Source organism: Methylobacter sp. BlB1, assembly GCF_015476545.1.
GTDB lineage: Bacteria > Pseudomonadota > Gammaproteobacteria > Methylococcales > Methylomonadaceae > Methylobacter.
Map to the genome: position 1 here is coordinate 1 of NZ_JADMKV010000095.1, position 11,753 is coordinate 11,753.

Genomic DNA, 11,753 nt, shown 5'->3' on the forward strand with positions numbered 1-11,753 from the left:
TTTATTGAAACGCTAAAGCAGAAATAGCGCTAGATGGTAGGGCTGGATGCATACGTTAGTGTTGCTGCCATTACTGGTTCTGGCTCTCTATGTAGTCCGGACCGGAGAGGGACCTAATGCTCCCTGATTTTATACTTCTTTTAATAGCCACAATCGTCTTCGCAGTTATCGTTGTAGGTTATATTGGGTGGCGTTTTGACGGAGCCGCTGCGATCTCTTTTTTCATCATTTCCGGCGGTTTTCCAGCAATCATGGATTATATTTCCGCTTTTGCGATACATAACTATGAATATCCGGGCCAATCCCGCCTTTGGGTTTTTAGCTTTATTTTGTTTGGCTGGACCAGCATGTGTGGTAGCTGTCTTTTCCTATCAGAAGGGATATTAGCCCGCCGAGAACTTGATCTCATTACGCAAAAGAATCTTTTATGGCAGGCTCCTCTATTGACTGGGGTAGTTGCCGTGGTGATGGATCTTTTTATCGACCCGATCGCAGTGGCAGCCAGATACTGGATTTGGTTCGTTAAAGGAACAATTTATTATGACATTCCTTTACTTAATTTCGTCGGTTGGTTTGTTTTGATGTTTTTATCTTCCTTAGCCTGGATTATCGTCATACGACGACAGCAGTGGGGTTTTGTCAAAAAAATCATTGGCTCAATTGCAGCCATTGTTCCACTCATTGTAAGCAGTGCAATATTATCGATCTTTCTCAATCATTTAATTGCTGTTTTTGGTTGGGAATAGGGGTTTAAAGTCCAACATGACAAAAATGGGTTGTGTCGCAAAGTCTATCGGTCTGGGGTAATATTTTGCAATTTCTGAATTAAACGATGATCAGTTAGCGGCACCTAATTTCCAAATGATGTCATTTTGTACGGGGGTAGATCCTAGGGGTTACGCATTAAAATCGTTCCCACTCTAAGCAATAATCTTCCACTCTTTAAAACGGTGGAGGAAAGTCATGGCGGATGGGATTGTGGAGTCTTTTTCGATGCGATGGCCTTTGAAGCTAATCATGCGGGCTTACTATGCAATTCATTGGACGCCTAGCTTACCAGCATGGCGATTCATCATGCTGCAACAGAACCTAAAAATTCGGGAACTTCCTCAATATACAAAATCTAATTTTTTATTAGTTTTACGTGAAATGGATTTAAATTTGTTTATTAATCAATAGTGATTATTGAAAAGTTAAATCCGACAGTCTCCGATATGGCAGGTTATGTTTATGTCTTCAGCTCAAGTACTAATTAAGAGTTGAGGGAGAGATTATGAGCACAGTAATAATTGTTAAGCTTGATTGCTGCGGTTAATTTTGCCAATGATATCCTTCCTGCGCAATATCATGCCCAGGAGAACTGAAATGAAAATCATTGAAAAGCTTTTTCTCTTGTCAGCGTTCACAGCACTTTCCATGATAGAAGCTTCGGCCGTTGTCTCCGTCGATTCCGCGCAGCAAGATCACCTGATCGAAAAAGGCGCATGGCTATGATGGGCCTGGAGTCTGCACGTCAAACGCAGGTTCCTGTCAATCTCGGTGCCTTCGTTCACTTCGTCAGCAAGTCAGGCATTAAATCCAAAATCGTTCTTGCTATCTTTGGTTTGTTCTTCACCTTTTTCTCAACAAACAGCGCCGCCGATTTGACTGGTGTCTGGACAGTCGAATACGCGGGAAAGTGTTGGACCGAAGTAAGTGAGTCGCAGTGCAGTGGACCGGCACCGGGAGGATCCAGGCTGACGCTCAACGAAGCGCAAGGGGAAGTCACAGGCCACTTTTACGGGGCGTTCTCTAGCTGGTTGAGACCGAAACCGGATGATGCTCCCGACGCCAACATAAACAGTGATGGCACAATACCTATTCAAGCGGCAAGCTTCGACGGCACCACCTTAAACCTCAGCTTGTCCTTCAAGCTTTGTTCGGTGCCGGGTTGTACTCCAGAAAATTATTCCTGGGAGCTAACTTGGGACAAGGACAATCCCAACATTCTTACCGGCATACAGCGACAGTGGGGAGGCACGCTCGCATCAGGTCAGTTAAACCACCAAGTACGGCTCAACCGCGAGGGCGGTCCCATCGTCCACGTGCGGGACCCATCAGCCGGAGGCTCGTGGGTGCCATGGATACTGATACCGGGCATCGGATGGGTCCTGTACAAGCTGGCCCGAAAGGGTCGTAAAAAACGGGAGGAGGAACCGAAGGAATACGAATTGGACATCCGCACGCAGGATGACAGAACAAACCTCACTACTGACGGCGAGGATCTTCTTTGGGTTTACGCGCAGGTTCGATGCAACAAGCCGGAAGTCAACACCGAGGCCCTGACCTCGGGCCTGGCCTTTACCGCCGAAGGCACCGATTCCAAGTGGTTGCTCCTGGGTGCGCCGCAGAGCACCAACGGATTCAAGGCCGTGCCGGTTCGCGCCTGGCCGCCGTCGGAAGACGCCCAACTCGCCGAGGGTGAAGCGAAAGTAACGGTTTCAGCGGTTATTGAGACGAAGCGAATCAGCGGACCTGTGACGATCCGGCTGGAAGATGAGCCGCAATTGAAGGTTTCGATTCTAGGGTGACCTATGGCCAAACTTCCCCCCATCCGGATTGAACTAAACTTTGACGCGGAGCGCAAGGAAGCAGCCCACCGCTCCGAGGCACTGGATAGCCGTCTCATTCGAGTAGAGATCACAAACCGCAATATCAAGCGCGATACGCTGAAGTTGGATGTGAGCGCTCCCGAAGATGAGTCGGGAAAGCTTCTGGCCGGCCACGCGCCGAGCACTTTATCCACTTTGTGGGCGAGCGACCCTGCAAAGGCGGCGGGCATGGAGCCTTGTGTTGTCCACATCCGTCCTGGAACAGAAGCGTATCGTGATGGTAAGATTGAATTCCGCATGGAGCTCGATATCGAGCGCATCCTCGCGTTTTGGGGCTCCGTGGAGTTTGCTGCGAAGCAGGAGCATCCGATCCTGCTGACGGCGGAAGCAGAACAGGAACATCCGATTCTGCTGACGGCGAAAGCCGAGCCCCATCCCAAGCAGCTGTTCAAACGCCGCGGTATCGTCACCATTAACCTCAACAGCATTCGCTGGAAGTGGACTCCGCTTGTTCGCGACAAGCATGGCAACATAGAGAAAGGGGCAGCGGAGGAAAACACTCCCATCGAAGTTCCGGTGGACGGAACGAACAGCCAGGGTTTCGAGCTCGAACTGTGGCTCGAAAAGCGGCAGGAGAGCGGCTACCTGCGGGCCGAATCGGACTTCACCCACTACTTGGCGCCGGAAGAACCCCGGGTGACGTTCGCCGTGCTCGCGCCGGAGAAGATCCCGTGGAAGGATCTGGCTCCCGCGGAAAATCAGCAGGTCACCACCACCTGGTGGACCCAGAACCTCGAAGAGGACGCCAACTTACTGAAGGAACTGCCCATCGAGACGACGATCCGCGTCCTCGCCTGGCCCGAACACAGCATCGTGCGCCATCGCAGGGATGAGAAGCCGCTCACCAACCCTGCCGACGCCGCGCAACTGGCCACGCGCGAAATCCCACTCATGCTCGGAGTGAGAAAATGGAAGGCGCGCGTCCTGCGGCCCGACCCCAAGGAACTGCCCGTATTGCTTGAGTGCCAACGGCCGTGGGAAGAAGGATTTGAGGTAGAAGTGGAGATCTTTGACGATTCCAGCCCGGGCCAAGTCCGCGTGATGAGGAATCAGGAAGTCGAGTGGCGTCTGCGGCCGGCAGGCGAGACCATCAGCGATACGGGCGAGCCCAAATTCAGCGGAGATGTCCGCAGCGGCGACAACAAGGATCAGCCGCACGGCACGTGGCAGACCGACGACCGGGGCCGCATCACCTTCCTGTTCTGTCCGAAGCAGGAAAACTCGCTGTTTCTGGCGGCAAAGAATGACCAGTATTATTACGGCGAGTTTGACCTCATCGAAGCCAGGCCCGGCGCTCCGAGAACCGTGCCAGGTGCCGCTCCGGATGATCAGGGCAAAATCCCCTCAGCGGATACTCCGAAGGACAAGCAGGCGCCCAGCTTCGTACTCGAATGGGCGCCAAAGTTCGACCTGCAAGTCTTCAAACTTCCTTACTTTACTGCCGAAACCAGCCTCAATCCCGAGGCCGTCCCGGACGCGGAGCACGTCAAAGCTATTCCCCTCGTCCTCAACGAAACGCAGAAGACTTCCTACCAGCAACTGTTTCAGACCGGCGGCACCGTGACCATTGCGCCTGTCGTGCCGATCGGCGAAAACCAGGCGGATAGTGAAGAGAAGGAGCTGAAGGATTTCCGGCTCATCGTTGGCAGTGAAAGCTCGGACGGTTCGCAGCAGTCGCCCGAGATCGTACGCATGGAACCGGTTAGCCCTGACAGCGGCGCCACGGACACCTCGGAGCCTATCCGCCCGCGCAAGATCGAAGTCCCTGTTTCGCCGCGCGCGATGAAGCTCAACGCGAAGCCGGTCGAGCTGACGTTAAAGCTCAGGACGCCGCTGCATCGTGACGTTGCCAAGCTGCTCAATGACATTACCACCATCACTGGGACGATGGATGACAAGTTCCTCAACTCTACCGCATTTCCCGTGGACACGTGCATTCCCGGCCCGCCGACCGAATTTACCAAGCTGGGGACGGAGTTTCGCCTGCGGGCAGTGGAACTCTTCGCCTCGCGTGCCCAAGCTGATCTGGTGGCTCAGTGCAGACCGACCTTCCTGACGTTGATGGCTGCCGCGGGATACCTGCCGACCATGCGCCGCTCCTGGAAAATCCTGGGCGATGCCGTCCAACTCCACCGTCTCGCCTACAAGCGCACCATAGACAACTCGATCAACTTTCTCTACGACTTTGTTTACTGTGACGAGGTGGCGGAAGGCATTAACCACCGCTTCGGTGGCGTCCTCACCAAGATCAAGGACAAGACCGGCATAGACCTCAGCCAGGTTCGAAAAATCAAGCTGCTGCACGAGAGCATCCAGACAACGGTGCTGCGCTCGATGCTGGGCGTTTTCATGCGCATCCTCAATGATTATTTGTCTGTTTTCGAAACCAAGTGGAAGGATCTCACAAGTGCTCTGGACAAGCACAAGCGCGACCTCGCCAGCCTCGAATCCAAAATCGTCAGCGCCGAAACAGAGTTCTCGCAGGCGGTAAGCGATTTCCAGCAGCACAGCAACAATCTCGTCGCGTTAAGCAACCAAGGCCGCGACCTGCTTGATGAGTTCCGGGCTCTGGCTCCTGAACAGCAACGCGCCGTTTCAGAGAGCTTCAAAGAGCGGGCTCACCAATTGATGCGTCAGGCGGCCGACACCAAGCAGGAGTGGTCAAGGGCTGGCTTGCTGGTCGACAAGCATCTCAGCAGCGAGGCTAGTTCTCCCGAGAGTCTGCAAACGTTGCTGAGGCAGAAGATGCTCCTCCAGGCCAGGAAGACCACTGCGGAGCTGGAAGTCTCTGCGATCAAGGCCCAGTACCAACATGTCAAGAAAGCTGCTGCCTCGATGAAGCAGGCCGAAAACCTCACGCTCCGGCCAGAAGCCTCCACGACCAGCGAGGTCGGCGAGGTCATCAAGGGCGCCAAGCTCGAGAAGGTGAAGGGGGAGATGGAATCCGCCTTCACGGCACTGAAAGCTCCCCAGCCTGAAGCTATGACCAGTGAGGCCGCGACGAAACTGCAAGCGCTCCACAGCGAGGCCGGGGCGCTGGTGACTGATTACACCACGGATTGCCAGAGAGCATCGCAAGGTTTGCAGACCGTAGCCGCTGAGGCCGATGGATTAAGGCAACTGGGCGCCCTCGGTGACAGTGACACATGGGTTTCCCGCACACCTCCAGCCACGCGCCTTCCAACCGGTCCCGCGGTGGATTTTTCACGCGAGCTTCAGAAAGTTTCGCACCTTCAGCAAAAAAGCACTCAGGCGATGAAGAACTTTCACGATGCCGCCAATTTCGTGCGCCTCGATTCACAACGCCGTGTGGAAGGCCTCACCACAGTTTGGAAAGCTCAGCAAGACCTCATGGCCGAAAACCTTTCCGATGGCGTCAAGTCAGGCCAGGAGCATTTCTTCCAATTCCTCGATGAAACTCAGGCCAGTAGCGGCGAAGATGGAGCTCCCGCCCAAAAACCCGAAGGCGTGGATGCAGGCTGGCTCGACTGGGCGATCAACAGATGTCTCGACGTGGTGGACTGGTTCGCCAGCATGTTCAAGGGCGCCTGGGCATGGGCCTGCAGGCAGCTCAGCCGGTTACCCGACTTGATTCGCTTCGTGTTCTGGCTATTGATGTATGCTGTCAACCTCGTGCTGCGCTTGGTCGCGCTGCTGGGTGCGAAGATGTTCGAAGCCATCCTGGCTATGGTGGATTTTGCGCGCTCCAACTACAGCACCATTACCTATTTGCGCCCGGAAGCCTACGTTGCGGGCAGCACGTGCTTGAGCAAGACCGGCTCAGCCAATCCCGACGCCGCATCCGGCTCACAGCTCTTCACGTTTCCCTACCTGGAGTTTCAGCTCTTCGATCGATGGAAGGCGTGCGGCAAGGGTGACGTCGATCAGTTGCGCTGGGAGGAACAGTATATGGACCAAACTCTGCGCGCCGGCTACGAAGACTACTACCCGCGCGCATTGGGCGAGGCTCGCGACTGCTACCACCGGCTCTGCAAGGCGCTGCTCTCGATCGAAACCCTCAAGGCCCCGCCCGTGGATTTGATGCCCAACAACTCGCTGAAAATTGCCGGCGAAAGTGTCGACAGGCTGGAGAATCACATCGCCCAGTTTCTCAAGTCGTTCGAGGATGCCTCGCCCAAGGAAAAGGACGCCCGCTTCACCGAGTCTTTTCGCCGGTTGCGGCAGAAACCGAAATGGACCTCGGTGGACTGGGATACGCTGGCTGATTGGATCGGCTTCGGTTTCAGCTGGGTTTTCCGCTTCGTCGCCCTGCTGGTTGCGGTTTTCACTTGGTGGACTGGCATGGGCCTCTGGATTGCGGCAGGAGCCTGGCTGACAGCCGCATCGCTCGGTTCGGCCGTGGCCGCCGTGGGCCGGCTGATCCCGAGCTTGTTCGGCTACTACTGCTACACCACCGCCTATCCGCGTGACGTGGTGATGCTGCAAGCTGCTATCCACGCCTCGCTTTTCCTGCCCGCAACTGAAGAAAGCTTCAAACTCAGTTCGTCGGACGATTTTCTACAATGAGAGATCCAATGCCAATCAACCCGTCATCCTCAATCAACTGGCAAGACGAGCTCGGCCCCCTCCAAGCGGAATGGGACCGGCTGCAAGCCGAGATGCAGGCCATCAACGCCGAGGTGCAAGCCGCCTCCTCCAGCGAAATCCCTCCGTCCGCAATGCCCACTGTTGCGGAGCTTGCTGCCGCCTCCGAGCGCGAGTGGAACGATCTGGAACAATCTCTTCTTGGCAGCACGTCGGCTACTCGCATACCGGCAACGAATGAAGGGCAACAGGCCGACGAGCAGGCGTCGTCAGATAAGGGAGAAGGGCCTCATGACCAAGGCACGACCGCGGGCGAGATCATTCACTCCATTGAGTCTGTTGCGGAAGAACTGTTTGAGCCTCAGCGACAGGCGGCAGCAGAGCCGCAGTGGTTCTATGCCTGGGGAAATCAGAGCCAGGGTCCGATAATGCAGAGCCAGTTGCTGAAGTTATTGGAACAAGGCGTACTGCCTTGGACCACTCTGGTGTGGCATCGGCCGCAGACGGACTGGAAGCCAGCATCGGAAACCGAACTCGTTGAGCTCGCTGGCCCCGGCATGCCGCCTCCGCTTCCCGGTGCGAATCCTAAAGACGCTCCGCCGCCGCTTGCCGAAGAGCCGGTTTGCGGTCGATGCGGTCAACTTGGGAAACGCGGCGATCGATTATGCTCGGCATGCGGCCAGCCTTATCGTGAGCATCCAATGGATGTTTGAGGGGAGCCAGGATGTCACTGATTTGTGAAAAGTGTGGTGCACAACTCCGAGCGAACAAGAAATTCTGCGGGAAATGCGGGACGCGGGTCTCGTTTTCCTCGCCTTCAATTGTTCAGTCTGAAGGAACTTGCCCGCAGTGCGGGACCGCATTGAAAGAGGGCCGGAAGTTCTGTGTTAACTGTGGGGCGCCGGTATCACCTCCATCCCCGCAGCCGGTTTACTCGGAGACAAGCTGCCGTCAGTGTGGCGCCTCTTTAAGAAAGCATGCGCGATTCTGCTCCTCGTGTGGGGCCGCCACCGTTCCGTCGACATCGCTGCCCCCTCCGAGATCCGAAACAATCGCTCCTATAGAGCAAGTGACCGAAATGTGGCAGCCGCCACCCTGGCCTTCCGGATTGGTGGCGCCGCCACCTCCTCCACTGCGTGGAGCAATTCACACCTTTTCGATTCCCAGCAATGTCGCTACGGACTTCACCAGCAGAACCGGTCTATTCAAGTCGTTGTCAGGCTCACAACTCGGAGCGCTGTTGATGCGCCTCATTAAAACGAGTGAAACGATACCTCGGAAGCAGGAAGAGGGTCCGGTGAAGAGTAATACTTTGTTCCAGCCGGCACGGCGTTGCCCCAACTGTAATCAACCCGTCGCGGCCGGCAAGAAGTTTTGTACGGGATGTGGTCAGTTGATTACCTGAAATCTCAATGTCACTGTCAAGATCTTTGGATTTTTTGAGTGAGCCGGGGCAAGCGTAGGACCTTGTAGTGGATAACCGTTTTGTGCTTTTTTGTTTTCCTCCTGACGACTTGGCATCTTTAGAATTAAGGAGAATCTCATGAAATGTCCCAAGTGTAACGCCGAGATAGACACTGGCGAACGCTTTTGCGGCGAGTGTGGGCAGGCCCTGCCAACTGTCCCATCGCAGTCTCAAACACCCGTCCCAACCCCGGAAGCGGCGGCGCAGCGCCGTCGCTGGCCTTACGCATTGAAAGCCCTCATAGGCGTCGCCGTTTTTGGATGGTTATGGCTCCTTCGGATGTTAGGCTTATTTGGAGTTTTTTTCGAAATACTGATCGTGGGCATTGCGTTTCTAGTGGGGTTAGGCTTCGTAGGGTACCAATTTTTCCGGGGGCAGAAGCCGGAAGAGCGTTCCTCAGGGGAGCTTTTCGTCCTGCTGGTCGTAGGCACGGCATTTCTAGTCGGGCTAGTGATCATAATGATCGGCTTCATGGAGGAGCTATTTGGCCCCTATTATTGGTAAGCACCTGCGCATAATTACTTAGCCACTATATAAAGATAAAGCATGGATTTTACATGTTAATCATACACACGCGGCGCCGGCTGAATACAAGAGGTTTCTAATGTACTTTTTCACATTTCTATCGCAACCAAAACCGGGGAACGATTCTTACGATCAATACGGCGGTGCCTATGTCAACTGTTGGATCAACAGCGAAAAACACGAAGAGGCTGAAGAGATCGCCCGCCAGGGTATCGATAGTTTTGGCTGGACGGTGGAAGCCAAGGAGGAAGATCATGCTATATACGAGGAAGATTACGCGGATTCGGAAGCGGGGTTGGCGTGTTACCGGAAGGCTGAACGGGAAGGGTCTTGCTTTATCTTCCACACCTACCCATTGGGGCCGCATGAAGATGATTGACCTGGGTATTATCCCGTCGCCACAAGGTTTATGCTGTTAGCCGAAGGACGGCGATGGTGATGTTTGTCCATCTGACACCGAAAAAGAACCTCAAGGCCGTTATGCCCTCGGAGAGCCACGAGGGTTGCGAAGTCATCATTGGCCTCAAGATAACAAGCGGCGAGATCCGCCGCGTTTGCCACCTACCCCAGGTGATCGGTTGGCGGTATATGTCCGGCGCTCTCAAGCTGTCCACCTGCATATGTGCGGTCTATAACCCGCCTGGAACGATTAATTCGCGCAAGAAGTGGCAGGCGGGGAAAGAGAGACAAGGGTGAAAATGACGCCTGCAGATTCGTTGCAGGCGATGGTCCTATGGGCAATCACGTGGATTCTGAGGTGGCTTAATGAAATGCAAAAACTGTCATGCTGAAGTAGATGCCGACGATCGTTTCTGTGGTGAATGCGGATTTGAGCTGGGGGCTGCTGCCACCACCGCGACACCGAGGCTGCAATCCGCTGATTCCATCGGCGAAATCTGCCGGTTCGAGGGGCATCTGGAGGAGGTCATCAAGGTGGCCTTCTCGTCCGACGGCCACCGTGCGCTCTCTGCCGGCAGGGATGGGGTTATTCACGTCTGGGACATAGAAAGTGGGCACGCCCTCCGCCACATTCTGGGAGGGGAGGCCATTACCGCCGTAGACTTCTCGCCCGATGGCCGCCGCGCCCTCTCTTACGACTACACCATGCATCTGTGGGACCTGGAGAGTGGACGGGAAATCCGCCACTTCGTCACTGGCCTCGAGGCGCAAGGGCTCGTCACCAGCATGGCCTTCATGCCTGATGGCCGCCATGCCCTGTTGGGCAGCGGGGACACTTCCATTCGTCTCTGGGATCTCGAGACCGGGCGCGAATTGCGCCGTTTCGAGGGCCACAGGAGTCCGGCGGAATGTCTCGCAGTCTCCCTCGATGGACGCTATGCCCTATCTGGCGCCTGTGATTCCGATTATAGTAACCATGCCGTTATCTTGTGGGACTTGGAGAGGGGCAGTGAACTTCAACGCCCTGAGCGGCTCATGATGCTGGTTGTAAGTGTATCGTTCTCACCGGATGGCCGCCGCGCCCTCGCAGGCACCTTGGATTGCAACGTTTACCTCTGGCAAGTGGAGAGCGGCTACGAACTGCGTCGTTATGAAGGGCATGCGGGTAATGTTTTTTGCGTCGCTTTTTCACCAGACGGCCGGAGCTTTCTCTCCGGCAGCGGCACCGACGCCTACGACGCCGATCTCCTAAGAGATTTGGGCATTGATAACACGATACGCCTGTGGGATACGGAAAGCGGGCATGAAATCCATCGCTTCGAGAGCCATTCCGGGAACGTCAACAGCGTGGCCTTTTCCCCGGATGGCCGATATGCCCTCTCCGGGAGCAGCGACAAAACGGTGCGCCTATGGAGGCTGCCAAAGTGGCCGCCGAGGAGATAAAGTCTTATGAAATGTGCCAATTGTCATGCTGAGCTGGGGCCCGCGGATCAGTTTTGTGGCAGCTGCGGGCACCCCCGGGCGATTGCTGCACCACCTTTGCCTGCAAATAGGGGAGTCTGCCCGAACTGCGGCGCCAAATGCCAATCGGACGAACGTTTCTGCGGCGAATGCGGGCAGGCCTTGCCAACGGCCTCGCCACAGCCTGCGAGAGAGAAGATTACCAACGCGATTTGGACGTTAATAGCGGTGGCACTATTAATCTATTTTGGGATTCTAGCCATCGGCTTTTTTATCACGATTTTTTCTTGGTGAGAAGGATTGCTTTTTCTCCCGATGAACCATACCCCATCAAGGAGTTGGTCGAGTCGCCAGATGGAACTGGTTCTGTCGCAAATTCTGTCAGGCTGGGCGATAATTGCCAAATTTAGGTGTAATGAAGTCTAAGCCCTAACCCAAAAAATCCTATAACGTTAATAAATGGACCAGCGGGGGCATTTGAACAGAAACTTACGGTTTCGACCTCGCGGATTCACTCCAACCCGTAAAATTCTGTTCATTTCTCCTTTCCTCATCTTCACTGCCCATAGGTTTAGTCATGGATAAGCCACCGGAACCTAAAGTGCGTGCGCCAGTTCTCGACCCGGCATTGTTAAGTTAGTATGGCATGGGTTAAGCTAATCCATTTTTACCGAGTCAGTGATCATGGTTAGATGCCCCAAATGTAG

Annotated in this window: 11 protein-coding genes; all 11 read left to right on the forward strand. The window is 54.9% G+C overall.

The features are described from left to right. The first annotated feature begins 116 nt into the window (after positions 1-116). The 11 genes from IT781_RS20540 (at position 117) to IT781_RS22945 (ending at position 11,340) form a co-directional block, all read left to right on the forward strand. A complete protein-coding gene (locus IT781_RS20540) occupies positions 117-746 on the forward strand; it encodes a carotenoid biosynthesis protein (protein WP_194972040.1) in 630 nt (209 codons plus the stop codon). Between the two features lie 619 nt (positions 747-1,365). Next, positions 1,366-1,494, forward strand: a complete 129-nt coding sequence (locus IT781_RS22680; protein WP_255528735.1) for a hypothetical protein — start codon at positions 1,366-1,368, stop codon at positions 1,492-1,494. Then, the gene (locus IT781_RS20545; RefSeq protein ID WP_194972041.1) at positions 1,491-2,570 is read left to right on the forward strand and encodes a hypothetical protein; all 1,080 of its coding nucleotides are present in this window, start codon (positions 1,491-1,493) and stop codon (positions 2,568-2,570) included. The genes IT781_RS22680 and IT781_RS20545 overlap by 4 nt, the downstream gene beginning before the upstream one ends. A 3-nt stretch (positions 2,571-2,573) precedes the next feature. Further along, positions 2,574-7,178, forward strand: a complete 4,605-nt coding sequence (locus tag IT781_RS20550) for a hypothetical protein (RefSeq protein WP_194972042.1) — start codon at positions 2,574-2,576, stop codon at positions 7,176-7,178. An 8-nt stretch (positions 7,179-7,186) separates the two neighbouring features. Continuing rightward, complete coding sequence (locus IT781_RS20555; RefSeq protein WP_194972043.1) at positions 7,187-7,909, forward strand: DUF4339 domain-containing protein; 723 nt, start codon at positions 7,187-7,189, stop codon at positions 7,907-7,909. A gap of 11 nt (positions 7,910-7,920) precedes the next feature. Next, entirely contained in the window at positions 7,921-8,601 is a 681-nt protein-coding gene (locus IT781_RS22940; RefSeq protein ID WP_194972044.1) for a zinc ribbon domain-containing protein, read from the forward strand. Positions 8,602-8,739: 138 nt separating this feature from the next. Continuing rightward, positions 8,740-9,165 carry a zinc ribbon domain-containing protein gene (locus IT781_RS20565; RefSeq protein WP_194972045.1) on the forward strand — a complete coding sequence of 142 codons (426 nt, stop codon included), beginning with the start codon at positions 8,740-8,742 and terminating at the stop codon, positions 9,163-9,165. A 100-nt stretch (positions 9,166-9,265) separates the two neighbouring features. After that, complete coding sequence (locus IT781_RS20570; protein ID WP_194972046.1) at positions 9,266-9,565, forward strand: hypothetical protein; 300 nt, start codon at positions 9,266-9,268, stop codon at positions 9,563-9,565. Positions 9,566-9,624: 59 nt separating this feature from the next. Next, complete coding sequence (locus tag IT781_RS20575; RefSeq protein ID WP_194972047.1) at positions 9,625-9,882, forward strand: hypothetical protein; 258 nt, start codon at positions 9,625-9,627, stop codon at positions 9,880-9,882. Positions 9,883-9,951: 69 nt separating this feature from the next. Beyond that, the gene (locus IT781_RS20580) at positions 9,952-11,028 is read left to right on the forward strand and encodes a zinc-ribbon domain-containing protein (RefSeq protein ID WP_194972048.1); all 1,077 of its coding nucleotides are present in this window, start codon (positions 9,952-9,954) and stop codon (positions 11,026-11,028) included. A gap of 6 nt (positions 11,029-11,034) precedes the next feature. Further along, on the forward strand, positions 11,035-11,340 hold the full coding sequence (locus tag IT781_RS22945) for a zinc ribbon domain-containing protein (RefSeq protein ID WP_194972049.1): 306 nt from the start codon (positions 11,035-11,037) through the stop codon (positions 11,338-11,340). Positions 11,341-11,753: the final 413 nt, after the last annotated feature.